This window comes from Streptomyces griseochromogenes (genome assembly GCF_001542625.1).
Lineage (GTDB): Bacteria > Actinomycetota > Actinomycetes > Streptomycetales > Streptomycetaceae > Streptomyces > Streptomyces griseochromogenes.
The window spans coordinates 930664-956238 of record NZ_CP016279.1 but is presented as its reverse complement, the minus strand read 5'-3'; the positions used below and the strand labels follow the sequence as shown (position 1 = coordinate 956238).

27 protein-coding genes are annotated in these 25575 nt (G+C 71.2%); 8 read left to right on the top strand and 19 right to left on the bottom strand.

The window, feature by feature from the left end:
• Nucleotides 1–288 precede the first annotated feature (288 nt).
• Nucleotides 289–1497, top strand: coding sequence for a nucleotide sugar dehydrogenase (locus tag AVL59_RS04600; protein ID WP_067299896.1), 1209 nt, complete (start codon nt 289–291; stop codon nt 1495–1497).
• A gap of 647 nt (nt 1498–2144) precedes the next feature.
• Here the strand turns inward: AVL59_RS04600 and AVL59_RS04595 are convergent.
• The 4 genes from AVL59_RS04595 to AVL59_RS04580 form a co-directional block, all read right to left on the bottom strand.
• Nucleotides 2145–3269, bottom strand: coding sequence for a GuaB3 family IMP dehydrogenase-related protein (locus tag AVL59_RS04595; RefSeq protein WP_067299895.1), 1125 nt, complete (start codon nt 3267–3269; stop codon nt 2145–2147).
• Nucleotides 3270–3395: 126 nt separating this feature from the next.
• Nucleotides 3396–4904 carry an IMP dehydrogenase gene (guaB, locus tag AVL59_RS04590; RefSeq protein WP_067299894.1) on the bottom strand — a complete coding sequence of 503 codons (1509 nt, stop codon included), beginning with the start codon at nt 4902–4904 and terminating at the stop codon, nt 3396–3398.
• A gap of 233 nt (nt 4905–5137) precedes the next feature.
• On the bottom strand, nt 5138–5725 hold the full coding sequence (locus AVL59_RS04585) for a sigma-70 family RNA polymerase sigma factor (protein WP_030641278.1): 588 nt from the start codon (nt 5723–5725) through the stop codon (nt 5138–5140).
• Nucleotides 5726–6234: 509 nt separating this feature from the next.
• On the bottom strand, nt 6235–6846 hold the full coding sequence (locus AVL59_RS04580) for a response regulator transcription factor (protein WP_003948568.1): 612 nt from the start codon (nt 6844–6846) through the stop codon (nt 6235–6237).
• 381 nt (nt 6847–7227) lie between these two features.
• On the opposite strand from AVL59_RS04580, the gene AVL59_RS04575 reads away from it, so the two are divergent.
• Complete coding sequence (locus AVL59_RS04575) at nt 7228–7554, top strand: WhiB family transcriptional regulator (RefSeq protein ID WP_067299893.1); 327 nt, start codon at nt 7228–7230, stop codon at nt 7552–7554.
• 65 nt (nt 7555–7619) lie between these two features.
• Here AVL59_RS04575 and AVL59_RS04570 read toward each other — a convergent pair whose 3' ends face one another.
• Entirely contained in the window at nt 7620–8555 is a 936-nt protein-coding gene (locus AVL59_RS04570; protein ID WP_067299892.1) for a LysR family transcriptional regulator, read from the bottom strand.
• 80 nt (nt 8556–8635) lie between these two features.
• Here AVL59_RS04570 and AVL59_RS04565 point away from each other — a divergent pair, with 80 nt between their 5' ends.
• The 3 genes from AVL59_RS04565 (at nt 8636) to AVL59_RS04555 (ending at nt 10924) form a co-directional block, all read left to right on the top strand.
• Nucleotides 8636–9304, top strand: a complete 669-nt coding sequence (locus AVL59_RS04565; RefSeq protein ID WP_067299891.1) for an MOSC domain-containing protein — start codon at nt 8636–8638, stop codon at nt 9302–9304.
• Nucleotides 9305–9368: 64 nt separating this feature from the next.
• Entirely contained in the window at nt 9369–10142 is a 774-nt protein-coding gene (locus tag AVL59_RS04560) for an SDR family NAD(P)-dependent oxidoreductase (RefSeq protein ID WP_067299890.1), read from the top strand.
• 74 nt (nt 10143–10216) lie between these two features.
• On the top strand, nt 10217–10924 hold the full coding sequence (locus tag AVL59_RS04555; RefSeq protein ID WP_067299889.1) for an ester cyclase: 708 nt from the start codon (nt 10217–10219) through the stop codon (nt 10922–10924).
• A 59-nt stretch (nt 10925–10983) separates the two neighbouring features.
• Here AVL59_RS04555 and groL read toward each other — a convergent pair whose 3' ends face one another.
• The 4 genes from groL to AVL59_RS04535 all read right to left on the bottom strand — a co-directional run bounded on the left by groL (nt 10984) and on the right by AVL59_RS04535 (nt 15070).
• Complete coding sequence (gene groL, locus AVL59_RS04550; RefSeq protein WP_067299888.1) at nt 10984–12612, bottom strand: chaperonin GroEL; 1629 nt, start codon at nt 12610–12612, stop codon at nt 10984–10986.
• 116 nt (nt 12613–12728) lie between these two features.
• Complete coding sequence (groES, locus tag AVL59_RS04545; RefSeq protein WP_067299887.1) at nt 12729–13037, bottom strand: co-chaperone GroES; 309 nt, start codon at nt 13035–13037, stop codon at nt 12729–12731.
• A 267-nt stretch (nt 13038–13304) separates the two neighbouring features.
• The gene (locus AVL59_RS04540; RefSeq protein ID WP_099053000.1) at nt 13305–14156 is read right to left on the bottom strand and encodes a polysaccharide deacetylase family protein; all 852 of its coding nucleotides are present in this window, start codon (nt 14154–14156) and stop codon (nt 13305–13307) included.
• Nucleotides 14153–15070 carry a polysaccharide deacetylase family protein gene (locus AVL59_RS04535; protein WP_079146518.1) on the bottom strand — a complete coding sequence of 306 codons (918 nt, stop codon included), beginning with the start codon at nt 15068–15070 and terminating at the stop codon, nt 14153–14155. The genes AVL59_RS04540 and AVL59_RS04535 overlap by 4 nt, the downstream gene beginning before the upstream one ends.
• Nucleotides 15071–15159: 89 nt before the next feature.
• Between AVL59_RS04535 and AVL59_RS04530 the strand changes: the two genes are divergently transcribed.
• On the top strand, nt 15160–16353 hold the full coding sequence (locus AVL59_RS04530; RefSeq protein WP_067299885.1) for a THUMP-like domain-containing protein: 1194 nt from the start codon (nt 15160–15162) through the stop codon (nt 16351–16353).
• 40 nt (nt 16354–16393) lie between these two features.
• Here AVL59_RS04530 and AVL59_RS04525 read toward each other — a convergent pair whose 3' ends face one another.
• From AVL59_RS04525 to AVL59_RS47445, 6 genes are all read right to left on the bottom strand, one after another.
• A complete protein-coding gene (locus tag AVL59_RS04525; RefSeq protein WP_067299884.1) occupies nt 16394–17650 on the bottom strand; it encodes an RNA polymerase sigma factor in 1257 nt (418 codons plus the stop codon).
• Between the two features lie 41 nt (nt 17651–17691).
• A complete protein-coding gene (locus AVL59_RS04520; protein WP_067299883.1) occupies nt 17692–18048 on the bottom strand; it encodes a YciI family protein in 357 nt (118 codons plus the stop codon).
• A 120-nt stretch (nt 18049–18168) separates the two neighbouring features.
• On the bottom strand, nt 18169–18579 hold the full coding sequence (locus tag AVL59_RS53910) for an FG-GAP repeat protein (RefSeq protein WP_237281434.1): 411 nt from the start codon (nt 18577–18579) through the stop codon (nt 18169–18171).
• Entirely contained in the window at nt 18551–19540 is a 990-nt protein-coding gene (locus tag AVL59_RS04515) for a VCBS repeat-containing protein (RefSeq protein ID WP_237281433.1), read from the bottom strand. The genes AVL59_RS53910 and AVL59_RS04515 overlap by 29 nt, the downstream gene beginning before the upstream one ends.
• A 71-nt stretch (nt 19541–19611) precedes the next feature.
• Complete coding sequence (locus AVL59_RS04510) at nt 19612–20667, bottom strand: LCP family protein (RefSeq protein WP_208870309.1); 1056 nt, start codon at nt 20665–20667, stop codon at nt 19612–19614.
• A gap of 74 nt (nt 20668–20741) precedes the next feature.
• Complete coding sequence (locus AVL59_RS47445; RefSeq protein WP_372450359.1) at nt 20742–20870, bottom strand: hypothetical protein; 129 nt, start codon at nt 20868–20870, stop codon at nt 20742–20744.
• A 451-nt stretch (nt 20871–21321) separates the two neighbouring features.
• On the opposite strand from AVL59_RS47445, the gene AVL59_RS04505 reads away from it, so the two are divergent.
• Nucleotides 21322–22191 carry a COG4705 family protein gene (locus AVL59_RS04505; RefSeq protein WP_237281432.1) on the top strand — a complete coding sequence of 290 codons (870 nt, stop codon included), beginning with the start codon at nt 21322–21324 and terminating at the stop codon, nt 22189–22191.
• A gap of 189 nt (nt 22192–22380) precedes the next feature.
• Here AVL59_RS04505 and AVL59_RS04495 read toward each other — a convergent pair whose 3' ends face one another.
• From AVL59_RS04495 to tsaB, 4 genes are read right to left on the bottom strand one after another with little or no spacing between them, the layout of a single operon-like run.
• Entirely contained in the window at nt 22381–22638 is a 258-nt protein-coding gene (locus tag AVL59_RS04495) for a hypothetical protein (protein ID WP_067299882.1), read from the bottom strand.
• Nucleotides 22635–23732, bottom strand: coding sequence for a tRNA (adenosine(37)-N6)-threonylcarbamoyltransferase complex transferase subunit TsaD (gene tsaD / locus AVL59_RS04490; protein ID WP_067299881.1), 1098 nt, complete (start codon nt 23730–23732; stop codon nt 22635–22637). The genes AVL59_RS04495 and tsaD overlap by 4 nt, the downstream gene beginning before the upstream one ends.
• Nucleotides 23725–24252 carry a ribosomal protein S18-alanine N-acetyltransferase gene (gene rimI, locus AVL59_RS04485; RefSeq protein WP_237281431.1) on the bottom strand — a complete coding sequence of 176 codons (528 nt, stop codon included), beginning with the start codon at nt 24250–24252 and terminating at the stop codon, nt 23725–23727. Before rimI ends, tsaD begins: the two co-directional genes overlap by 8 nt.
• On the bottom strand, nt 24249–24905 hold the full coding sequence (gene tsaB, locus AVL59_RS04480; RefSeq protein ID WP_067299879.1) for a tRNA (adenosine(37)-N6)-threonylcarbamoyltransferase complex dimerization subunit type 1 TsaB: 657 nt from the start codon (nt 24903–24905) through the stop codon (nt 24249–24251). The genes rimI and tsaB overlap by 4 nt, the downstream gene beginning before the upstream one ends.
• Before the next feature lie 112 nt (nt 24906–25017).
• Here tsaB and AVL59_RS04475 point away from each other — a divergent pair, with 112 nt between their 5' ends.
• Nucleotides 25018–25575, top strand: a complete 558-nt coding sequence (locus tag AVL59_RS04475) for a hypothetical protein (RefSeq protein WP_067316887.1) — start codon at nt 25018–25020, stop codon at nt 25573–25575.

Here is a 25575-nt window from a genome sequence, read left to right as displayed (position 1 = left end):
GCCTCCCGCTTCGAACAACTCGTCGGCGTCGGCCGCACCCGATGGGCGAAGCCCGGTTCGCCCCCTCCTCATGCCCAAATTCTGACCGGCTCGCCCGACTTCAGCCACCACGGGCTTCCAGCCTGTGGACAACTCGCGCACAACCGCCGGAAGACACACGAGCACAATCCCGCATAACGGTCATATTTACTCCTAGTGTGACAGTGCGCTCTCTCATCCTGTGCACAGCGGTTGCGCATCGGTTGCGCATCGGTCCCGCTTCGGTTACTGGGAAGGACGGCCCACTCCATGCCCGCAGACCTCGCTGTCATCGGACTCGGTCCCTTCGGCCTGCCTCTCGCGCAGGCCGCCGTCGCCGCAGGCATCCCGACTCTCGGGTACGCCATCGGTCCGGAGGCGAGCTCCCTCAGCCCCGCCGAGCTGCGCCGGATGCACGCCGCGGGCTTCCGGCCGGGCACCGACGCGGCCCAGCTCGGCCGGGTGCGCACCGCCGTGCTCTGCGTGCCGACCCCGCGCGGCGCCGACGGCGGGCTCGACCTCGGTCAGCTGGAGGCGGCCGCCGGCAGCCTGGCGGAGAGGCTCCGCCCGCACACCACGGTCATCCTGGAGTCTCCCGTGCCTCCCGGGACCACCGAGGAGTTCCTGCTCCCTCTGCTGGAGAAGGGCTCCAGGCTGCGCGCGGGCCGCGACTTCCACCTCGCCTACTCGCCCAGCCGGATCGACCCCGGCAACCGCGACCGCACCCCGGCCGGCACACCCAAGGTCATCGGGGGTCTCACCCCCGCCTGCACCGAGTCGGCGGCCGCCTTCTACGGGCGGATCACCGACAAGGTCGTACGCGCGCGCGGGCTGCGCGAGGCGGAGACCGTGCAGCTGCTGGAGACCAACTTCCGGCACGTCAACATCGCGCTCGTCAACGAGATGGCCGTCCTCTGCCACGAGCTGGGCATCGATCTTTGGGACGTGATCCGCTGCGCGGAGACGAAACCATTCGGCTTCCAGGCCTTCCGGCCGGGCCCGGGCGTCGGCGGGCACGGTGTCACGCAGGACCTGACCGGCCACGCGAGCCGCACGCTGCGCATGGTGGAACTGGCCCAGCAGGTCAACCACCGCATGCCCCGCTACGTCGTCCAGCGCGCCGCCACCCTCCTCAACGAGCACGGCAAGTCCGCCCGCGGCGCCCGTGTCCTGCTCCTCGGCGTCACGTACAAGCCCGACCTCGCCGACCTGCAGGCCACGCCCGCCCAGGAGATCGCCATCCGGCTGATGGAGCTGGGCGCCTCGGTCAGCTACCACGACCCGTACGTCCCGTCGTGGAGCGTCCTGGACCGCCCGCTGCCGCGCGCGGACGCCCTGTACGAGGCGGCCGCCGACGCCGACCTGACGATCTTGCTGCAGCAGCACCGGACGTACGACTTGCAGGGGCTTTCGGTGAAGGCACAGTTGCTGCTGGACACGCGGGGGGCCACGCCCACGGGGGCGGCGCATCGGTTGTGAGCGGGGGGCGCGCGGACGGGCCGAACCCCGGGGCTGGTGGCACACGGGGCGCACCACGGGTACCTTACGGAAACAGGTGGAGCCCACCGCAGGGGCTTTCTGCGGCAGGCTCCTGGATGGTTCACGGAGTGTCCGCCCCTAGCTCACGTGGGGGCAGCCGCTCACTGTCCGGCCAACAAGGTGGAGCCCACCGCAGCGGCTACTGCGGCAGGCTCCTGGATGGTTCACGGAGTGTCCGCCCCTAGGTTTCTTGGGGGCGGCCGCTCACCATCCGAAAATCCGCAAGATCCACCTCCTCCGGCACTTCACCGTCCACAGACGGATCCGGTCCCAGCGGGTGGGCTTGCGGTGGCGGCCCATCGGCGCCCCCTTCCACGACACCGCCCAGTAGCCCGGTGGACGGTCCGTCGGAAATCGGGCCGGGCCCCGAGCAGCCGGGGTCCGGAACCGTGTCCTTGGAAGGGGGCGCCTCAGAAACCTGGGACGCCGACACGGACGTTATCGCCCTCGGCCCTGCCCACCAGCCCGTATTCGCCCCGAAGGCAACCGCACGCCCCCACACCACCCCACGCGCCCACGCAGGCCCCCGGACACGCGGAAGGGGCCGGTCACCTCACCAGGCGACCGGCCCCCTCACGCCGTACGGACTACCGCTTGTGCTGCGAGTCCGCCACCGTGACCTCCACCCGCTGGAACTCCTTCAGCTCGCTGTACCCGGTCGTGGCCATCGCCCGCCGCAGCGCGCCGAAGAAGTTCATCGAGCCGTCGGGGGTGTGCGACGGACCCGTCAGCACCTCCTCGATCGTGCCGACCGTGCCCAGATCGACCTTCTTGCCGCGGGGCAGCTCCTCGTTGACCGCCTCCATGCCCCAGTGGTGGCCCTTGCCGGGCGCGTCCGTGGCGCGGGCCAGCGGGGAGCCCATCATCACCGAGTCGGCGCCGCAGGCGATCGCCTTCGGGAGGTCGCCGGACCAGCCGACGCCGCCGTCGGCGATCACATGCACATAGCGGCCGCCGGACTCGTCCATGTAGTCACGGCGGGCCGCGGCCACATCCGCGACGGCGGTGGCCATCGGGACCTGGATGCCGAGCACGTTGCGCGTGGTGTGGGCCGCGCCGCCGCCGAAGCCCACGAGCACACCCGCCGCACCCGTGCGCATCAGGTGCAGGGCCGCCGTGTACGTGGCGCAGCCGCCGACGATCACCGGGACGTCGAGCTCGTAGATGAACTGCTTCAGGTTCAGCGGCTCGTGCGCGGACGAGACGTGCTCCGCGGAGACCGTCGTACCGCGGATCACGAAGATGTCCACGCCCGCGTCCACGACCGCCTTGGAGAACTGGGCGGTGCGCTGCGGGGAGAGCGCGGCAGCCGTGACCACGCCGGAGTCGCGCACCTCCTTGATGCGGGCGCCGATCAGCTCCTCCTTGATGGGAGCCGCGTAGATCTCCTGGAGGCGGCGGGTCGCCTGCTCGGCGGGCAGCTCGGCGATCTCGTCGAGCAGCGGCTGCGGGTCCTCGTACCGCGTCCACAGACCCTCGAGGTTCAGGACGCCGAGGCCGCCCAGCTCGCCGATGCGGATCGCGGTGGCCGGGGAGACGACCGAGTCCATGGGGGCGGCCAGGAACGGCAGCTCGAAGCGGTAGGCGTCGATCTGCCAGGCGATCGAGACCTCCTTCGGGTCCCGCGTACGGCGGCTGGGGACGACGGCGATGTCGTCGAAGGCGTACGCCCGCCGGCCGCGCTTGCCGCGCCCGATCTCGATCTCAGTCACGTCTTGGCCTTTCCCTGATGCGTTTCAGCGTCTCCCAGTATCGCCGACGGGCACGACAACGGCGGCCCCGGAGGTTCCGGAGCCGCCGTCGATCACGTCCCGCAGGGCGTCACGCGCGCGTGCGCGTCACTTCTTGCTGCTGTAGTTCGGCGCCTCGACCGTCATCTGGATGTCGTGCGGGTGGCTCTCCTTCAGGCCCGCCGAGGTGATCCGCACGAACCGGCCGTTCGCCTGAAGATCCGGAACGGTCATGCCACCGACGTAGAACATCGACTGGCGCAGGCCGCCGACCAGCTGGTGGACGACGGAGGACAGCGGACCCCGGTAGGGCACCTGACCCTCGATGCCCTCGGGGATCAGCTGCTCGTCGGAGGCGACGCCCTCCTGGAAGTAGCGGTCCTTGGAGAACGACTTGCGGTCGCCACGGGTCTGCATGGCGGCGAGGGAGCCCATGCCGCGGTACGACTTGAACTGCTTGCCGTTGATGAACAGCAGCTCGCCCGGGGACTCCTCGCAGCCCGCGAGCAGCGAGCCGAGCATCACCGTGTCGGCACCCGCGACCAGGGCCTTGGCGATGTCGCCGGAGTACTGCAGCCCGCCGTCGCCGATCACCGGGACACCGGCGTCCTTGGCGGCGAGCGCGGCCTCGTAGATCGCGGTGACCTGCGGGACGCCGACGCCGGCGACCACGCGGGTCGTGCAGATCGAGCCGGGGCCGACCCCGACCTTGATGCCGTCGGCGCCCGCGTCGACCAGGGCCTGGGCGCCGTCGCGCGTGGCCACGTTGCCGCCGATGACGTCGACGCCGGAGGAGTTCGACTTGATCTTGGCGATCATGTCGCCGACCAGGCGGGAGTGGCCGTGCGCGGTGTCCACGACGATGAAGTCGACGCCGTTCTCGATCAGCGCCTGGGCGCGCTCGAAGGAGTCACCGGCCACGCCGACCGCCGCGCCGACCAGGAGACGGCCGTCGGCGTCCTTGGCGGCGTTCGGGTACTTCTCGGCCTTGACGAAGTCCTTGACCGTGATCAGACCCTTGAGGACGCCCTCGTCGTCGACCAGCGGAAGCTTCTCGATCTTGTGCTTGCGCAGCAGCTCCATGGCCTCGGCCCCGGAGATGCCGACCTTGCCGGTCACCAGCGGCATCGGGGTCATGACCTCACGCACCCGCTGGCTGCGGTCGCTCTCGAAGGCCATGTCACGGTTGGTGACGATGCCGAGCAGCTTCTTGTCGCCGTCGGTCACCGGGACGCCGCTGATGCGGAACTTGGCGCACAGCGCGTCGGCCTCGGCGAGCGTGGCGTCCGGGTGGATGGTGATGGGGTCGGTGACCATGCCGGACTCGGAGCGCTTCACCAGGTCGACCTGGTTGGCCTGGTCCTCGATGGAGAGGTTGCGGTGCAGGACGCCGACGCCGCCCTGGCGGGCCATCGCGATCGCCATGCGGGACTCGGTGACCTTGTCCATGGCGGCGGACAGCAGCGGGATGTTGACCCGCACGTTCTTGGAGACGTACGAGGCGGTGTCGATCTCGTCGGGTGCCATGTCCGACGCGCCCGGCAGCAGCAGCACGTCGTCGTAGGTCAGCCCGAGTGTCGCGAATTTACCGGGCACTCCGTCGACGTTGGCAGTCATGACACCTTCCCCAAATGGCCTTGATCGGTGCGGATGTCCATGCTAACGGGAAGCATCGCCATCAAATTCCACGGTTCCGAGTGAGTTCAGGCTTCGTATGTTCGTACGGAACCGTGGAGGCGCTTGTTCATGTGACGGCGGCACGGGAGGCGCCGTAGCGGGCCCGACGCGAGCTCGGCGCCGCCTATCTGCGCCGTCGTGGCTGATCACCGCCGTGGCGGCGACGAGCGGACCTACTGTTCGGCGAGTGCTCTGAGGCGACTCAGCGCCCGGTGCTGGGCCACACGGACCGCGCCGGGTGACATTCCCAACATCTGCCCCGTCTCCTCCGCGGTCAAGCCCACGGCGATGCGCAGCAGGAGCAGTTCGCGCTGGTTCTCGGGGAGGTTGGCCAGCAGCTTCTTGGCCCACTCGGCGTCGCTGCTGAGCAGCGCGCGCTCCTCGGGGCCGAGGGAGTCGTCGGGCCGTTCGGGCATCTCGTCCGAGGGGACGGCCGTGGAGCCCGGGTGGCGCATCGCGGCGCGCTGGAGGTCGGCGACCTTGTGCGAGGCGATGGCGAAGACGAAGGCCTCGAAGGGGCGGCCGGTGTCGCGGTAGCGCGGCAGGGCGAGGAGGACCGCCACACAGACCTCCTGGGCGAGGTCCTCGACGAAGTGGCGCGCGTCGCCGGGCAGCCGGGACAGCCGGGTGCGGCAGTAGCGCAGCGCCAAAGGGTGGACATGGGCGAGCAGATCGTGCGTGGCCTGCTCGTCCCCGTCGACGGCACGATGCACGAGGGCACCGATCGCCCCGTGGGCCGTGCCCGCCTCGTCGTCGCGCATCGGTCCATGGTGCCTTGCGGCCGTCCGGTCCGTCGCATCGTGTTCGTGGTTGTGCACCGAAGCGTTATGAGCAGGTGCGCCGGCACTCATCCCCTGCGCCCTCCCCTTCCGCTCGACCGACTCGTCCCCGAGAGACTCCACACCTCAAGGATGCGGCATCCGCCGCGAAACGAGCACCGGGCGTCCGGCGGGCCGACTTGCACACCCGCTCGCCACACCGCCCCGCCCCCGCACATCCCCGGTCCCCCGACCGCCTTCCGCGGGCGCCGCGCGAGGCCCGCGGAGGGGTGACGGAGGGCCGGTGGTGGGTTCGTCCCACCGGAGAAAGCGTAGATCAGCAGGTCAGGCAGGCATCCAGGGATTCCGAGTGGGACGGATGCATCACCGCCCGCCAGCGCGAGGAAAGCAGACCCACGCCCGGCCCCACCCCCCACAGCACCACCCCCGCCTGCCCCTGAGCAGGCGGGGATCACGGGGTGGCGGACCGCAGCCCCGCCGCGGCCCACTCCCTACCGGACCAGTCCCCAGCGGAAACCGAGTGCCACCGCGTGGGCCCGGTCCGAGGCGCCGAGCTTCTTGAAGAGGCGGCGGGCGTGCGTCTTGACGGTGTCCTCGGAGAGGAACAGCTCGCGGCCGATCTCGGCGTTGGAGCGGCCGTGGCTCATGCCCTCCAGCACCTGGATCTCACGCGCGGTGAGGGTGGGCGCCGCGCCCATCTCGGCCGAGCGGAGGCGGCGCGGGGCCAGACGCCAGGTCGGGTCGGCGAGGGCCTGCGTCACGGTGGCGCGCAGCTCCGCGCGCGAGGCGTCCTTGTGCAGATAGCCCCGGGCGCCGGCGGCCACCGCGAGGGCCACGCCGTCGAGGTCCTCGGCGACGGTGAGCATGATGATGCGCGCGCCGGGGTCGGCGGACAGCAGCCTGCGCACGGTCTCGACGCCACCCAGGCCGGGCATGCGTACGTCCATCAGGATGAGGTCGGAGCGGTCGGCGCCCCAGCGGCGGAGGACTTCCTCGCCGTTGGCCGCCGTCGTCACGCGCTCGACGCCGGGCACGGTCGCGACCGCGCGGCGGAGCGCCTCTCGGGCAAGCGGGGAGTCGTCGCAGACGAGGACGGATGTCATGACCGCCCTCCCCAGCTGATGCGCGTCACCTTGAGCCTCCAGGCTGGTACGGAATCGTCACCTGTGCGGTCGACCGTCTCGGACGCCTGCCCGAGCGCTTGTGTTTTCAACCGCCTCCGCACTCTCAACGACGGTCACTCGAAAGAGTTACGGGGCTGCGTGCCGTCTTCGGCACTCTACGTGAGGGTGCCGACACGGTGCAGACATGCCCGACGGACCCTCAACTTTTCATCACAACCTATGCCCCATTTAGCCGTTTTTGCTCCCGTTTCTCAGTGTCTGGAGCTAGATTCGCAATGAGTCATATTTTCATCTCCTTAGACCGGAGATGTACGGTCGTTGGCACCGTATCCGCCCAGAACGGCGACAAGGGGTCACGTAATGGCAGATTTCTCCCGCCTTCCCGGACCGAACGCTGACCTGTGGGACTGGCAGCTGCTGGCTGCCTGCCGAGGGGTCGACAGCTCGCTCTTCTTCCACCCGGAGGGCGAGCGCGGAGCGGCTCGGAGCGCTCGCGAGAACTCGGCCAAAGAGGTCTGCATGAGGTGCCCGGTCCGTGCGGAGTGCGCGGCGCACGCGCTGGCGGTGCGCGAGCCGTACGGAGTCTGGGGCGGCCTGACCGAGGACGAGCGCGAAGAGTTGATGGGACGGGCGCGCAACCGCCTGGTGTCGGCGTCCACCAGCGGGGGCATCGCCCCGAACGCCTGAAGGAACGTTTCTGCAGTCGCTCCGGCGGGCACGCACGCGCGTGCCCGACTCCTGACGGCAGGCCCCTAAGCCCGGATCCCTGTCGAGGGGCCCTGTGCGCGCCCGGCCGCCCGGGCCAGTTGCTCCAGCGTCGCCGCGACGGCCGGCACCTGTGCCAGGTCGGGCAGGGTGAGGGCGACGATCTGCCGCCGTACGAGCGGTTCCAGCTCCACCGTGCGCACTCCGCGGGGCCGTACCGACTCCACCGCGAGCTGCGGCAGCACGGCCACGCCGAGACCCGCGCCCACCAGTCCGACCACCGCCGGATAGTCGTCGGTGGCGAAGTCGATGCGGGGCGTGAAACCGGCGCTCTCGCACACCTCCACCAGCTGGCCGCGGCAGCGCGGGCAGCCCGCGATCCAGGGCTCCTGGGCCAGCTCCCCGATGGCGACGGACCCCGAGGACCCCGTGCGCGCGAGCCGGTGCCGTTCGGGCACCAGGGCGACGAGGCGGTCCGTCAGCAGGGGCCGTACGACCAGGTCGTCCCACTCCTCGGCGGCCGCCGCACCCTCGTAGCGAAAGGCCAGCGCCAGATCGCAGTCACCCTCGCGCAGCAGCTCGACGGACTTCGGGGGCTCGGCCTCCTCCAGGGAGACACGGGTGCCGGGGTGGGCGGCGCGCAGGGCGGCCAGGGCGGTCGGGACCAGGGTCGAACTGCCGCTCGGGAAGGAGACCAGCCGGACCCGGCCGGCCCTGAGGCCCGCGATGGCGGCGACCTCCTCCTCGGCCGCGGTGAGCCCCGCGAGAATCCCGGAGGCGTGCCGGACGAGCGCCTCGCCGGCCTGCGTCAGGCGCATCTCGCGGCCGCTGCGGATCAGCAGCGGGGTGCCGACCGAGGCCTCCAGGGCCTTCATCTGCTGGCTGACGGCGGGCTGGGTGCAGCCCAGTTCGCGCCCCGCCGCCGAGAAGGAGCCGGTGGTGGCGACGGCGCGCAGGACGCGGAGATGACGGGCCTCGATCACGCTTCGAGCATAAGCCTGACTTGGGTGCGGCGCCCAATTTCGCGTCGACGCTTTGGGGTGCGGTCCCGTACCGTGCTGGTATGAAGCTTCTCTCGGTCAACCTGGGCCGTCCGCAGCCGGTGCCGTACACGGACCAGGCTCAGGGCGTGACGGGCATCGACAAGCGGCCGGCCGAGGGGCCGGTGCGGGTCACGGCGCCCGGCCCCAAGGGGCTCGGCGCGAGCGGGGTCGCCGGGGACGCGGTGTGCGACCTGCGCCATCACGGGGGCGACGAGCAGGCGGTGTACGCCTTCGCGCGCGAGGATCTCGACGACTGGGAGCGGGAGCTGGGCCGTTCGCTGGCCAACGGCTGTTTCGGCGAGAACCTGACGACGGAGGGTCTGGACGTGTCCGGGGCGCTGATCGGGGAGCGCTGGCGGATCGGGTCCGAGGTGGTCCTGGAGGTGACCTCGGGGCGGATTCCGTGCCGTACGTTCCAGGGCCATCTGGGCGAGCGGGGATGGGTGAAGAGGTTCACCCGGAAGGGCGCGACCGGTGCCTACCTGCGAGTGATCGCACCGGGGGAGATCCGGGCGGGCGATCCGATCGAGATCGTGCACCGTCCGGACCACGGGGTGACGGTGGCGCTGGAGTTCCGTGCGGTCACCACCGAGCGGGAGTTGCTGCCGCGGCTGCTCGTGGCGGGCGAGGCGCTGCACAGCGAGACGCTGGCCGCCGCCCGCAAGTACGTCGCCGGACAGACCCGCTGAGGAGCCGTCACCGCACGGCGGCCGGGCAGCGGACGCTGTCGGTCCGGGTCACTACCCTTGGGCCATGACAACGGCTCTGATTACGGGATCGACCGCGGGAATCGGTGCCGCGTTCGCGCGGCGGCTGGCGGCTGACGGGCATGACCTGGTCCTCGTGGCACGGGACAGCAAACGGCTGCGCGAGCAGGCGACCGAGCTGCACGACCGGCACGGCATCGAGGCGGAGGTGCTGGCCGCCGACCTGTCCGAGGACAAGGGCATCGAGACGGTGGCCGACCGGCTCGGCGACCGGAAGAGCCCGGTCGACCTGCTGATCAACAACGCCGGCTTCGGCAACAAGGGCCGCTATCTCGAAGTCCCCATGACCGACGAGCTGAAGATGCTCAAGGTGCACTGCGAGGCGGTGCTCCGGCTGACGTCGGCGGCGGCCGAGGCGATGCGCGAGCGCGGCCGCGGCGGGGTGGTGAACGTGGCGTCGGTGGCGGCCTTCGTGCCCCGGGGCACCTACGGCGCCTCGAAGGCCTGGGTCGTGCAGTTCACCCAGGGCGCGGCCAAGGACATGGCCGGCAGCGGGGTGCGGCTGATGGCGCTGTGCCCCGGCTTCGTGCGCACCGAGTTCCACCAGCGGGCCGGGATGGGCACGGACAACATCCCGGGCTGGATGTGGCTGGACGCCGACAAGCTGGTCGCGGCGGCCCTGGCCGACCTCGCGCGCGGCAAGACGCTCTCCATCCCGGACCCCCGGTACAAGGCGCTGATGGGGCTGGTGAAGGTCACCCCGCGCGGGCTGATGGGCGGAATCAGCTCCAGGACGGGCCGCAAGTACGGGCCCCAGTAGGACGGGTGGCGCCCGCGTTCCGGTGGGAAAATGGGTGTGACGGATCCGGACCCAGGGGGCCGGGAGGCGGTGCCATGACGTTCGTACAGCTCATCGACTGCAGGACCAGCCGGCTCGACGACATGAACCGGCTGATGGACCAGTGGGTCGAGAAGACCAGGGGAAAGCGGACGGCGACGCACACGGTGGTCGGCAAGGACCGCTCGGACGCGACGCACGTCATCGAGATCGTGGAGTTCCCGTCGTACGAGGAGGCGATGCGGAACTCGAACCTGCCGGAGACCGACACGATCTTCCGGGAGATGGTCGCCCTGTGCGACGAGATGCCGACGTTCACGGACCTGGACGTGGTGCGCGACGATGCGTTGCAGGCGGCCACGGCCCGCCGGTTCTTCGACACGATCGCGGTGCAGGGACCGTTGCCGCCGATGAACGGCCTGGTCGCGGAGAATTACCACGACCACGACCCGGCCAACGAGCAGGACACGCTCGGGCTGGACAACATGCTGCGTGAGATCGAGATGTGGCGCGGCTCCTTCGACTTCACCTTCACGGTCGAGGACCAGATCACCCAGGCGGACCGCGTCTGCACCCGCTGGACCTGGAACGGCATCCAGAAGGGCGAGTTCATGGGCCTGCCCAACACCGGCCGCCAGGTGTCGATGACGGGGACGACCGTCTTCCGCTTCGACGTCGACGGCAAGCTCCGCGAGGGCTGGTGGCAGTACGACCGGCTCGGGCTGATGGAGCAGCTGGGCGCGCTGGACGAGTTGGAGAAGTAGGGGGCAAGGCGAAGGCCCGGCACCCCCCAGGGGGTGCCGGGCCTCAGTGCTGACGTGTGTCAGTGGGCGTGGCCGTGACCGTGGCCGTGGCCCGCCTCGGCCGGCTCCTCTTCCTTCTTCTCGACGACCAGGGTCTCGGTCGTGAGCAGCAGGGAGGCGATGGAGGCGGCGTTCTCCAGGGCGGAGCGGGTGACCTTGACCGGGTCGATGACGCCGGCCTTGACCAGGTCGCCGTACTCGCCGGAGGCGGCGTTGTAGCCGTTGCCCTTCTCCAGCTCGGCCACCTTGGAGACGATGACGTAGCCCTCCAGGCCGGCGTTCTCGGCGATCCAGCGCAGCGGCTCGACGGCGGCGCGGCGGACGACCGAGACACCCGTGGCCTCGTCACCGGACTTGCCGAGGTTGCCCTCGAGCACCTTGACGGCGTGGACCAGGGCGGAGCCACCACCGGAGACGATGCCCTCCTCGACCGCGGCGCGGGTCGCGGAGATGGCGTCCTCCAGACGGTGCTTCTTCTCCTTCAGCTCCACCTCGGTGGCGGCGCCGACCTTGATCACGCACACGCCGCCGGCCAGCTTCGCGAGGCGCTCCTGGAGCTTCTCGCGGTCCCAGTCGGAGTCGGTGTTCTCGATCTCGGCCTTGATCTGGGCGACCCGGCCGTGGACGGCCGAGGAGTCCCCGGCGCCGTCGACGATGGTCGTGTCGTCCTTGGTGACCGTCACGCGGCGGGCGGAGCCCAGCACGTCCAGGCCGGCCTGGTCGAGCTTGAGGCCGACCTCCTCGGAGATGACCGTGGCGCCGGTGAGGACCGCCATGTCCTCCAGCATCGCCTTGCGACGGTCACCGAAGCCGGGGGCCTTGACCGCGACCGCGTTGAAGGTGCCGCGGATCTTGTTGACGACCAGGGTCGACAGGGCCTCGCCCTCGAGGTCCTCGGCGATGATCAGCAGCGGCTTGGAGGCACCCGCCTGGATGACCTTCTCCAGCAGCGGCAGCAGGTCCTGGATGGAGGAGATCTTGCCCTGGTTGATGAGGATGTACGGGTCCTCCAGGACGGCCTCCATGCGCTCCTGGTCCGTCACGAAGTACGGCGACAGGTAGCCCTTGTCGAAGGCCATGCCCTCGGTGAAGTCCAGCTCCAGACCGAAGGTGTTGGACTCCTCGACGGTGATGACACCGTCCTTGCCGACCTTGTCCATCGCCTCGGCGATGAGCTCGCCGACCTGCTGGTCCTGGGCGGACAGCGCGGCGACGGCGGCGATGTCGGACTTCTCGTCGATCGGGCGGGCCGAGGCGAGCAGCTCGTCGGAGACGGCCTTGACCGCGGCGTCGATGCCCTTCTTCAGGGCGGCCGGGGAGGCGCCGGCGGCGACGTTCTTCAGGCCCTCGCGCACCAGCGCCTGGGCGAGCACGGTGGCGGTGGTGGTGCCGTCACCAGCGATGTCGTTGGTCTTGGTCGCCACCTCCTTCACCAGCTGGGCGCCGAGGTTCTCGTACGGGTCCTCGATCTCGACCTCGCGGGCGATCGTGACACCGTCGTTGGTGATGGTGGGGGCACCGAACTTCTTGTCGATGACGACGTTGCGGCCCTTGGGGCCGATCGTCACCTTCACCGTGTCGGCCAGCTTGTTGACGCCGCGCTCGAGGGCGCGACGGGCGTCCTCGTCGAACTTCAGGATCTTCGCCATGACAGCGGGAGCCCTCTCGGAATCTGTGGGTGAAAAAAGAACTGCGCCCCGGCGCCCGGCTTCTCAGGTGGTCGCGGGGGCCAGGGGCGCAGCGTCAAGCGGAATGCTTGAGGTGATTACTTCTCGATGATCGCGAGGACGTCGCGAGCCGAGAGGACGAGGTACTCGTCACCGTTGTACTTCACCTCGGTGCCGCCGTACTTGCTGTACAGGACGACGTCGCCGACCTTGACGTCGAGCGGCAGACGCTCGCCGCTCTCGAAGCGGCCCGGGCCCACGGCGAGGACGGCGCCCTCCTGGGGCTTCTCCTTCGCGGTGTCCGGGATGACCAGGCCAGAGGCGGTGGTCTGCTCGGCGTCGAGCGGCTGGACCACGATGCGGTCCTCGAGCGGCTTGATGGCAACCTTGGAGCTGGTGGTCGTCACGATCCGACCTCCCCCTTCGGAGATCTCACGGGGTTAACTGTCTGAGGTGGCGACCAGGTGGATTCGTCGTCGCGGGTGCCGGACCTGCCCGTCGCTTTGTTGGCACTCTCCAGGGGGGAGTGCCAGAGCCGAGACTATGACCGCGATTAGCACTCGGTCAAGCGGAGTGCCAATCCCGTGCGGCGCGTCGGCCGAGTCCGGGCGCGTGGAGTCGCGTCCTCGCATGCCGGACGGGCCGACTTCTGCCGCCGGGCACTGAAGAGTGATCTACAAGTAGTCCTCCAGGCGTCCCACCGTCAGCCCCCTCGCCTGGACCCGGCGCAGCAGGCGCCGGGTGCGTTCCTTGAGGGTGGGGCCGGTGGCCTCGTCGGGGCCGACGAGGACGATGTCGCCCGGGGTGAGGTGCCGGGTGCCGCGCACGTAGGTGATGCCGTCGGGGGTCATGGCGGCGCGCCACAGGACGATCGTGGTGATGCCGCAGTCGGCGGCGGCGCGCAGGGTGGTGGTGTCGTACGTGCCGTAGGGCGGGCGGAAGAGGCGGGGGCGGACGCCGAAGCGGGACTTGAGTTTGTCCTGCTGGCCGCAGATCTCGGCGCGCTGGCCGGCGTACGGCAGTCCGGGCATCGCCGGGTGGTCGAGGGTGTGGTTCTCGATGTCGGCGCCGACCGCGCGCAGGCGGGCGAAGTGGCCGTAGCCGGGGCCCACGACGCTGTCGGTGAGGAAGAAGCTGACCGGCAGCCGCAGTTCGCGGACCATGTCGATGAAGCGCGGGTCCCGCTCGGCGCCGTCGTCGTAGGTGAGGAAGACGACCTTGTCGGTGGTCCTGATGTGGTCCACGGTCCGGGGGCGGGCGGGATCCGTCCGGCGGGCCGTCAGGAGGCGGACCGGGGGGCTGGGCGGGGCGGCGAGGGGGGCGGCCAGGCCCCAGCGGCGGTACGCCTGGTCCCCGGCGGAGCTCGACGGCCGTACGCGCTGTGCCGCCTTCTTGCCCAGCCGTTCGATGGGGTCGACGGACGGGGCGCAGCCGGTGAGCAGGAGGGCCGGGACGAGGACGGCGGCCGGCGCGGCGGCGCCCCAGCGGTGCCCCCGGCCGCCTCCCGCCCGCCGCCCACGCCTCACAGGTAGTCCTCCAGGCGGGCCACGGCGTAGCCCTCGCGCGTGACCTTGTTCAGGAATCTGCGCATGTCGTCGACCATCGTGCCGTCCCAGTCGTCGAGGCCGCGGAAGTGGGTGAGCACGATGTCGCCGGGGTGCAGGCTGCGGTCCCAGTCGCGGTACTCCCAGTGGTCGACGAAGACCTCCTCGTCCCAGATCGGCGCGTACTTGATCCCGCAGGCCTTGGCGGCGCGCAGGGTGTCGCCGTTGTAGTTGCCGTAGGGCGGGCGGAAGACCGTCGGCACCTTGCCGAACTGCTTCTTCATGATGGTCTGCATGCCGCAGATCTCGTCCTTCTGCTCCTCGTAGGACAGGCCCGGCATGTAGGGGTGGGTGAGGGTGTGGTTGTTGAGGGTGTGGCCCTCGGACTGCATCCGGCGGAAGTAGCCGTAGTCGTTCTTGACCAGGTAGTTGCTGAGGAACGCCGTGTAGGGGATCTTCAGGTCGCTCATCATGCGCAGGAACGCCGGATCCTTCTCGTGGCCGTCGTCGATGGTGAGGAAGACGACCTTGTGCCTGGTCGGGACGGTGGTGAAGACAGGGGGCAGGTTCTCCTCCTCCTGCCCGTCCACCTCGAAGCCGTCGCGGGGGGTGATCTCCGGCTTCCTGGCCGGCGGGGGCGGGGGCGTCAGCGGCACCCGGTCCAGTCTCCAGTGCCGGGCGGCGGCGACCAGTCGGGCGTGTTCGGCGGCGCGGCGGGCCTGGGGGTCCAGGGCGTGGCCGGGGCCGCCCTGCCCCGGGCCATGGCCGGGGGCGGGGGCGCCGGAGGTGGCGCAGCCGGAGGCGAGGGCGACGGAGGCCAGCGCGGCCACCCCGCAGCCGAGGGTGACCACCCGAAGCCGAGCCCGAGATTTGTCATTTTGTACTACTAGTCGCATAGCGCCGGATCTTCCCAGGCCCGGACCCCGAACCCGGTCCGACAGGCCGCCGGAGGCGCAGCATCCACCGACTGGCCCACAATGAACCGGTGAACGACCTCGCCCCCCTCCTGACCCCCGAAGGCCGCGCCCTCCTCGACGAGGTGCGCGACACCGACCCCGCACAGGAGCTGGCCGTCGCCACCCGGCTGCGCCGTGAGCACCCCGCCGAGCTGGTGTCGGCGGCGCTCGGGCAGGCCCGGCTGCGGCAGCGGGCGGCGGCGAAGTTCGGGGAGGCGGACGCCGGGCGGATGTTCTTCACGCCCAACGGGGTCGAGCAGTCGACGCGGGCGAGCGTGGCGGCCTACCGGGCGGGCCGGATGAAGGAGTGGGGGGTGACCTCGGTCGCCGATCTGTGCTGCGGGATCGGCGGTGACGCGATCGCGCTGGCGCGGGCTGGGATCCGGGTGCTGGCGGTGGACCGGGATCCGCTGACGGCGGCCGCGGCCCGGGCGAACGCCGAGACGCTGGGGCTCGGCGAGCTGATCGAGGTGCGGGAGGCGGACGTCACCGAGGTCGCCACCGCCGGTTGCGACGCGGTGTTCGTCGACCCGGCCCGGCGGGGCGGCCGCGGCCGGGTCTTCGATCCGGAGGCCTACTCGCCGCCGCTGTCCTGGGCGGTCGCCACCGCCCTCGGGGCACCCCGCGCCGCCCTGAAGATCGCCCCCGGCATCCCGCACGAGGCGATCCCGGCCGAGGCCGAGGCCGAGTGGATCTCGGACGGCGGTGATGTGAAGGAGGCGGTGCTGTGGTTCGGCACCGAGCCGGGGCTGGTCCGGGCCACCCTGCTGCCGGGACCGCGCACGCTGCTGTCCCGGCGCCTGCCGGATCCCCGGGTCAGGCCCGTGGGGCGGTATCTGTACGAGCCCGACGGCGCCGTCATCCGCGCCCATCTGGTCGCCGAGGTGGCCGAGGAGGTCGGCGGCGGTCTCCTCGACGAGACCATCGCGTACGTCACGGCCGACGAGCTGCGCCCCACCCCGTACGCGTCCGCCTATGAGATCACCGATCAACTCCCCTTCAACGTCAAGAAGTTGAAGGCCCTGCTGCGGGAGCGGGAGGTCGGCACGCTGACCGTGAAGAAGCGGGGGTCGGCGGTGGAGCCGGAGGAACTGCGCAAGAAGGTCAAGCCGCAGGGACCACACGCGGCGACCGTGTTCCTCACCCGGGTCGCGGGGGCGCCGACCATGCTGATCGGGGCCCCGGCACGACCGGCGGCCACCGGGGCTCCCGGTACCGCTTGACCCCGGCAACAGACGTGTGCCGTCCGCCAGTTGCGCCGCATCAGGAGGCGCACTCCGCGGCCCTGCCCAGCAGCAGCTCACGCTCCTTCTCGTTGCGGGCCAGGGACGCCGCCCGGACGAACTCCTCGCGGGCCTCGGCGGCGCGTCCGAGCCGGGCCAGCAGATCACCGCGCACGCTGGGCAGCAGGTGGTAGTCGCGCAGGGCCGGTTCGGCGGCCAGGGCGTCCACGAGTTCCAGTCCCGCGGCGGGGCCCTCGGCCATCGACACGGCGACGGCGCGGTTCAGCTCGACGACCGGGGACGGGGAGCGGGCGGCCAGCAGGCCGTACAGGGTGGCGATGGTCCGCCAGTCGGTCTCCTCGTAGGAGTACGCGTGCGCGTGGCAGGCGGCGATGGCCGCCTGGAGGGCGTAGGGGCCCGGGGCGCCGGTGGCCGTGGCGTCGGCGCGATCGAGGGCTCGGATGCCGCGGGCGATGAGCATGCGGTTCCAGCGGCGGCGGTTCTGGTCCCTCAGGAGCACCGGTGTGCCGTCGGGGCCGGTGCGGGCGGCGGTGCGGGAGGCCTGGAACTCCAGGAACGAGGTCAGGCCGTGCACCTCGGGTTCCTTGGGCATCAGGGAGGAGAGCACGCGGGCCAGACGCAAGGCGTCCTCGCACAGCCCGGGGCGCAGCAGGTCGTCGCCGGCGGTGGCCGCGTATCCCTCGTTGAAGATCAGGTAGATGACGTCCAGGACGGAGCCGAGGCGGGCCTCGCGGTCGGGGCCGTACGGCACCTCGAAGGCGACGTTCCGCGTGGCCAGGGTGCGCTTGGCGCGGACGATGCGCTGGGCGATCGTCGGCTCCGGGACCAGGTGGGCCCGGGCGATCTCGGCCGTGCTCAGGCCGCCGAGCAGGCGCAGGGTGAGCGCGGTGCGGGCCTCGGGCGACAGCACCGGGTGGCAGGTGGTGAAGACGAGGCGCAGCAGGTCGTCGTCGATGTCGTCCGGGTCGGCGGGCTCCTCGGGCAGGGCCGTGGTCCCCAGGTCACGGCCGATCTCGGCGAGTTTGCGGGCGTAGGTCTCGCGGCGCCGGACCAGGTCGACGGCGCGGTGCCGGGCGGTGGCCATGAGCCAGGCGCCGGGGTTGTCGGGGACGCCGTCCCGGGGCCACCGTTCCAGGGCCGCGACCAGCGCGTCCTGCGCCAGTTCCTCGGCGATGCCGACGTCCCGCACGATCCGGGCGACGCCGGCGACGACCCGCGGGGACTCCAGGCGGAAGACGGTCTCGATCGCGTGCGCCGCGGTGGGCTGTGGTTCCACAGCCCACCATGCAACACCCCGGGACGGCCCCGGGCCAAGGATCAGCCCTCGGCGATCTCCCGGACCTCGCAGGTGACGGTCCAGAACTCCTCGTGGACCTTCAGGAACCGCTTGGTCCACTCCAGGGCCTCGGCCTTGTCCTTGCACTGCATGATCGCGTAGCCGCCGACGACCTCCTTGGACTCGGTGAAGGGCCCGTCGGTGACGGAGATCTTCCCGCCCTCCCAGCGCACACTGGTGCCCTGGGCGGAGGGCGTCAGACCGGCGGTGTCGAGCATCACGCCGGCCTTGGTGACCTCCTCGATCAGCTCGCCCATCCGCCGCATCAGCTCCTCGCTGGGGCCCTCGGCGGGGGCGGCGGACTCGTCGATGTGCACGAGCGACAGGTAACGGGGCATGGTGACTCCTTCGGTCGGGCGGCGGGCCTTTCCCCGCCGCTCACCCATGCGTCGAACGGGAGAGACGCGGATCGACACGCTCTCCGGATTTCTTCGAAGATTTTTTTCCGGAAGATTTCTCTACTTGAGCGAGGACCCGAAGGACGCCTTCGTGTACGGCGCCCCCACCGCCTTCCCGCCGAAGGCGAGGGCCGCGTCCGTGACCAGGCCCGTGGGACGGCCGCGCAGGACCGTGACCGCGCCGTTGCCCGCGTCCTCGCCCGGCGCGGCAACGGCCAGATCGGCGTGTCCGTTGCGGTTGATGTCGGCCAGGGCGACCGTGTAGCCGAAGATGTCGTCGTACTCGCCGGTGCCGGGCACGCCCCTGGTGTCCTGGCAGAACGCCTGCGCACCGGTGCCGGTCAGGCCGGAGCGGCTGCCCCGCAGCACGTCGACCGCGCCCTCGAACTTCTTCTCGCCGGGCACGCCGACCGCCACGTCGTCGATGCCGTCCCCGGTGATGTCACCGACGGCGACCGAGTGGCCGAACATGTCGAGCGACTCCTTGGTGCCCGGGACGCCGGGGGTCCTGCGTGTACGACTTCCAGGTGCTCGGGGCGCCCAGGCCCGCGGCCGAGCCGTACGCCACCCGGATCTCCTCCTCCTCGGCGCGTCCGGTGACAAGGTCGGCGCGCCCGTCGCCGTTGACGTCCCCGATGGCCACCGCGCCGTCGCCGGGGAAGGAGACACCCCGGGCGAAGCCCGAGGGAGTGCTCAGGAACACCTCGGTGCAGTTGACTCCGTCGCCGCAGTACGCGGTCAGGGCGAGGTCGTCGCGGCCGTCGCCGTTGAGGTCGCCGGTGGCGCCGTCGCGGACGTCGATGTACTGGAGGGGGGCGGCGTCGAAGGGCTTGACGGCGGCCGGGACGCCGGTGCGCTCGACCGGGCCGCTCCACAGGGTGGCCTCGGTGCCGAACGGGTCGTCGCCTCCGCCGGGGCCGGAGCCATTGCGGAACAGCGCCAGGTCCAGCCGTCCGTCGCCGTCGAAGTCGCCGATCTGGGTGTCGAGGGCGGCGGGGAGGGAGGTCCCGCCGGACAGCCCGTGCGGCCCGCCCCAGAGCACGACCGGGCCGCCGTGCCCGCCGCCGGAGGCGGCCAGGTCGGCGTACCCGTCGCCGTCCAGGTCGCCCTCGGAGAACTGGAAGCCGAAGCCCTCGTGCTTGGCCGGGCTGCCGGGGACACCGGCGCTCGCCCTGCTGATGATCGAGCGGTTGCCGGTGGACAGGCTGTGCGGGCCGCCGTACATCACGGTCAGGTAGCCCGCCCCGGCCTGGCCGCCGACCGTGCCGTGCGGGGCGCTGACGACGAGGTCGGCGTACCCGTCGCCGTTGAAGTCGTCACGCACGGGCGAGACGTTCTTCGTCGCGGACGCGGGCGGTACGGCGACCCCGAGCGCGGCCAGCCCCAGGGCCAGCGGAAGCGCCCAGCGGACGTGTGAACGCGGCGAGAACAACCGAATACCCCCTGGTGTACTGCGACTTGTCACCGCAGCAGACCCGCCGGGCACCGCGATGGTTGTGCCGCTCAGCGCAAGGAGGTCCACAGGTCGCTCGCCGCCGGTTCCTTCGCCACCACCCGGTTGGGGTCGGAGGGCGCCTGGACGACCGGCATCATGACCGTCTTCACCCGGTCGGAGGTGAGGCCCTTCAGGCTCCGGCCGAGCTTCACCAGCTCGCTGAGGGAGTCCAGGCCGGTGTCCGTGGTGAGGCTCGCGGTCACCGTGTCGGCGACCCGGTAGAGCTTGGCGGGGTCGGTGAGGAGGTCGATCGCCGCCATCCGGTCCAGGAGGGCTTTGACGAGCTTCTGCTGCAGGCCTATGCGGCCCAGGTCGCTGCCGTCGCCTATGCCGTGCCGGGTGCGGGCGAGGGCGAGGGCCTGGATGCCGTCCAGCCGGTGGGTGCCGGCCCGGAGGTGCAGATGGCTCTTGTCGTCGTCGATGTCCTGGCCAGTGGTGACCGTGACCCCGCCCAGCGCGTCCACCAGCCCGGCGAAGCCGGAGAAGTCGATCTCGACGTAGTGGTCCATGCGGACACCGGTGACCGACTCGGCGGTCTTCACCGCGCAGACGGGGCCGCCCACCTCGTAGGCGCTGTTGAACATCGTCCGGTGGGCCACCGCCGTCGAGCCTCCGGAGGGCAGCGGGCAGGACGGGCGGGTGACCAGGGTGTCGCGCGGGATGCTGACGACGGTCGCCTTCGTCCGGCCGGCGTCGATGTGCACCACCATCGCCGTGTCCGAGCGGGCGCCGGAGCTGTCGCCGCCGCCGAGGGCCCGGTCGGCCCTGCCGCCGCGCGAGTCGGAGCCGAGGACCAGGATGTTCAGAGACCCGGTGGGCAGCGGGGAGGCGTCGGCCGACGCGGAGGAGGCCGGGGCGATCACCGCCTTCGCCGGACGGTTGTCGCCGAGCGCGCTGTCGATGTCGACGCTCTTGATGTTGCCGTCGAGGTGCCGGTACGCATAGCCGGCGGCGGCCGCGCCCAGCACCAGGACGCCCGCCAGGGCGAGGCCGGCGGCCTTCAGCGCTCCCGGCCGACGGCCCACCCCTCTGCCCGCGTCGCCCTGCTCCCCTTGTCGCGTCACGGGCAGGAACGTAAGTCCGAATTATTAGGGGAGTGTTAGCGGATGCCGTGAGAACCCGCTTTCTTCGGAAATTCTCATCCCACCGCCACCGTGGGCACCGGATCGCTCCCGCTCCAGGAGACGTTGAACCCGAACGCCACCGAACCGCCGTCCGGCACCGGCCCGTTGCAGGAGCCGTTGCAGGAGCCGTTGCGGCAGGACACCGTCGCGCCCGGCTGGGTGCGGTCGGCGTTCCAGGTCCGGATGGTCGGCCACCAGCGGCTGGAACTCGCCCCCGGCGAGTCCCGCCGTCCGGCCTTCCGGTTTCACACGGACCTGTCGCCGTTCACCGACCACCGACCGCACGGGCGCCGCCGGGTCGAGCCGGGCACGCCGGAGCTGCGGCTGGGCCCGTCGAGCGCCGAGGTACGGCACACGGCACGGCAGCGGCCCGCGGGTCCGGTGCGGATCGCCGGGCCCGGCGCCGGCCGCGGTGCGAGGTGGAGCTGTCCGAGGTGTCCGAGGTGCCCGACGTATCCGTGGGAACGGATTGAGCCAGAGCGCGACCACACAAGCGCCGCTTCCACAAGCCCCCGGGACGCACGCGTTCAGGATGCGTTCAGGTTGCCGCTGTCAGGGTCGGCCCACGGTCCCCCAAACCGAACAGGAGCACCCTTGACGACGACGAAGTCAGTGATGAAGAAACTCCCCGAGGTCACACTGGCGTTCTGGGTCATGAAGATCGCCGCGACGACCCTGGGCGAAACGGCGGGCGATCTGTTCTCGCAGACACTGAAGCTCGGCTACTTCCTGACCACCATCGCCCTGTTCCTGGTCTTCGTGGTGACGCTGGTGGTCCAGCTGCGCTCCCGCCGCTACAACCCGTTCTTCTACTGGACCGTGATCCTGTCGACCTCCATGGCCGGCACCACGATGTCCGACTTCATGAACCGCGACGCCAGCTCCAAGTACCTCTCGAACGGCGCGACGAAGCTGGGCTGGGGCCCGCAGGGCCTCGGTCTCGGCTACCCGGAGGGCGCGGCGATCCTGATCTCGATCCTGCTGCTGATCTTCCTCGGCTGGCGGCTGAGCGGGATGACCTTCCAGATCACCGAGATCGTCTCCTTCAGGGGCGAGGCTCTGTTCTGGTCGGCGATCCTCGTCTCCAACACCCTCGGCACCTCGATGGGCGACTTCCTCTCCGACAGCTCCGGGCTCGGCTACCTGGGCGGCGCCGCCCTGGTGACCGGCCTGCTGCTGGTGCTGGTCGCGCTGATGAAGGTGCCGGCCGTCCCGAACGTCCTGCTCTTCTGGATCGCCTTCGTGCTGACCCGCCCGCTGGGCGCCACGGCCGGCGACTTCCTCACCAAGCCGGTCGCCAAGGGCGGCCTGGACCTGGGTACGGCCGGCTCGTCGGCGGTGCTGCTCGCGATCCTGTTCGGCCTGATGGCGTACGCGCACCTGCAGGAGCGGCGCGCCGGGGCGGCCGAGCCGGAGGGCCCCGAGGCGGAGGCGGCCCGGCCCCAGAAGGCGGGCCGGCCGTAACGCCGAAGCCCCGCCCCCGGGGAACCGGGGGCGGGGCTTCACATGGAGCGCCGGGCAGGCCTTGCACCTGCATCTCCCCGCAGGAAGCGGGACGTCTTTCCTTGGACCACCAACGCACTGCGTCCGGACCGGATTTCCGGCCGTTCGCTGTGTGATGATCATAGCGCGGTCCGGCCGGAGAACCCAACCTCAGGCGTCCGGCACCTGCTCGAAGCGCCAGCGGTGCACCGCGCGGGTCACCAACTCCTGGGCGGGATCGGGCAGTTCCGGAAGATCTGCGTCGTAGGGCGCGTCCCACCACGTGATGACCAGCACCCGGTCCTGCGGGGCGCGGAGGGTCTCGCGGCGCAGGGGCTGCCGGGCGAGCTCCCGCGCCCGTACCCAGGCGAGCAGTTCCTCGCCCCGGCCCTCGACGGCCCGGGCCTCCCACATCAGGGCGACGGTCACGAGTACAGGTTCTCCTTGCTGACCTCGTGCACATGGTCGTGGTCGTGTCCGTGGCCGGGCACATGCGGGTCCGTCACCGGCAGGGAGGAGTCGGCGGACAGGTCCCAGCTGGAGGCGGCCCGGTTGCGGGCGACCATCTCGGCGCCGAGCGCGGCGACCATCGCGCCGTTGTCCGTGCACAGCTTGGGGCGCGGTACGCGCAGCCGGATGCCGGCCGCCTCGCAGCGCTCCTGGGCGAGGGCGCGCAGCCGGGAGTTGGCGGCGACGCCGCCGCCGATCATCAGGTGGTCGACACCCTCGTCCTTGCAGGCGCGGACGGCCTTGCGGGTGAGGACGTCCACCACCGCCTCCTGGAAGGAGGCGGCCACGTCGCGCACCGGGACCTCCTCGCCGGCCGCCCGCCTGGCCTCGATCCAGCGGGCCACGGCCGTCTTCAGACCGGAGAAGGAGAAGTCGTACGCCGGGTCGCGCGGGCCGGTCAGACCGCGCGGGAAGACGATCGCCTCGGGGTCGCCCTCGCGGGCGTAGCGGTCGATGACCGGGCCGCCGGGGAAGCCGAGGTTCAGCACACGGGCGATCTTGTCGAAGGCCTCGCCGGCCGCATCGTCGATGGTCGAGCCCATCGGGCGGACGTCGGAGGTGATGTCCTCGGACAGCAGCAGGGAGGAGTGGCCGCCGGAGACCAGCAGGGCCATCGTCGGCTCGGGCAGCGGGCCGTGCTCCAGCTGGTCCACGCAGATGTGGGAGGCGAGGTGGTTGACGCCGTACAGGGGCTTGCCGAGCGCGTAGGCGTACGCCTTGGCCGCCGAGACGCCGACCAGCAAGGCGCCCGCGAGGCCGGGGCCCGCGGTGACCGCGATGCCGTCCAGGTCCTTCGCGGAGATGCCCGCCTCCTTCAGCGCGCGGTCGATGGTGGGGACCATCGCCTCCAGGTGCGCCCGGGACGCCACCTCGGGTACGACACCGCCGAAGCGGGCGTGCTCGTCGACGCTGGAGGCGACGGCGTCGGCCAGCAGGGTGGTGCCGCGGACGATGCCGACGCCGGTCTCGTCGCAGGAGGTCTCGATGCCCAGGACGAGGGGTTCGTCAGTCATTGGTCTCGGTTTCTCGTACGGAGGAAGGATCCGTGGCGGTGCCGCCGGATTCCGTGGTCAGGCGCATCACCAGGGCGTCCACGTTTCCCGGCTGGTAGTAGCCGCGCCTGAAGCCGATGGGCTCGAAGCCGAAGCGCTCGTAGAGCTTCTGGGCGCGGACGTTGTCGACCCGGCATTCGAGCATGACCTCATGGCAGTCGAAGGCGGTGGCGGCCTTCAGCAGCTCGGCCAGCAGGCGGGCGCCGAGGCCGGTGCCCTGCAGCGCGCGGGCGACGGCGATCGTCTGGACGTCGGCCAGCTCGCCGGAGGCGGCGAGCCCGGCGTAGCCGACGATGCGGCCGTCGTCCTCGGCCACGAGGTAGCGCCGGGTGGCCTCGGAGCCCCGGGAGTGGGCCAGTTCGGACCAGAACATCCCCCGGGACCAGGCGTCCTCGGGGAACAGGTCCTTCTCCAGCTCCAGCACCGGGTCGATGTCCCACCAGCGCATCTCGCGCAGTCGGGGGGTTGCCGGCTCAGTCACTTGGGGGTGACCACCTTGTAGTTCTTGGGGACCTGGGCGTCGGGTCGGCGCAGGTACAGCGGGCGCGGCGCCGGCAGCTCCTCGCCCGCGGCCAGCTTCTCGGCGGCCAGTGAGGCGAGGGCGGCGGCGGACACATGCTCGGGCTCGTGGGCGCTCGGGAAGGTGTCCGGGTACAGCAGAGCGCCCGCGCCGACCGCGGGGAGCCCGGCGACCTGCTCGGCGATGTCGGCGGGCCGGTCGACGGCCGGACCGGTCAGGCGGGTGCGGGAGTCGGCGTACGTCGCCCAGTAGACCTCCTTGCGCCGGGCGTCGGTCGCCACGACGAAGGGGCCTTTCTCGATGTCGGCGGCGTACGCGAGGCCGTCCAGCGTGCACAGGCCGTACACGGGGACGCCGAGCGCGAGGCCGAAGGTGTCCGCGGTCATCAGACCGACGCGCAGGCCGGTATAGGGGCCGGGCCCGATGCCGACGACGATCCCGGTGACCGCGTCCAGCTTGAGCCCGGCCTCGGCGAGCACACGGTCGACGGCCGGCAGCAGCAGCTCTCCGTGCCGGCGCGCGTCCACCTGGCTCGAGGAGGCGATGACGTCCGTGCCGTCGTGCAGCGCGACGGTGACGGCGGGTGTGGCGGTATCCAGAGCGAGCAAGAGCACGCGAACAGCCTACGGCGCCCGCGGCTCGTGCATCGCCGTCCGGGGCAGAAGGTGACTGACTGCTACGGTCTGTATGAAGTACGACATATCACTCGATGCGGAGGCGGTGCGCGTGGCAAGGAGCAGCTCGGGGATCGTGGCCGGCCTCACCGCCGCGGCCGTCGCCGCCGTCGGATTCCTCGCCTACCAGGCCCAGGCGACCGTCCCGGCAAGCCTGGGCGGCAGGCCGGGCGCCGGTGCGTCACCGTCGGCGACGGCCACCAAGGCGCCGCGCGACCGGCGCAATCCGGCCGCGCTGCCGCGCGGTTCCGGTGCGGGTGAGCGGGTCGTCTACTCGGTGGACGACGACCGGGTCTGGCTGGTCGACGAGCGGGGCCGGGTCCAGCACGGCTTCGGTGTGCACCCGGGCTCCGTGGATCCGACGCCCGGAAAGTACTGGGTCACGTCCCGTTCCAACACGGCCACCGGCACGGACGGCATCCCCATCGAGCACGTGGTGCGCTTCACCACCGTGAGCGGCGTGACGATCGGCTTCAGCGCGGCCGTGGGCGGCGGCACCGGACTGGCCGACGAGACGGTGAAGACCGGCGGCATCCGGGAGACCCGGGCGGACGGCGACGCGATGTGGAGGTTCGCGACGATCGGCGTGCCGGTGGTGGTGATTCGTTAG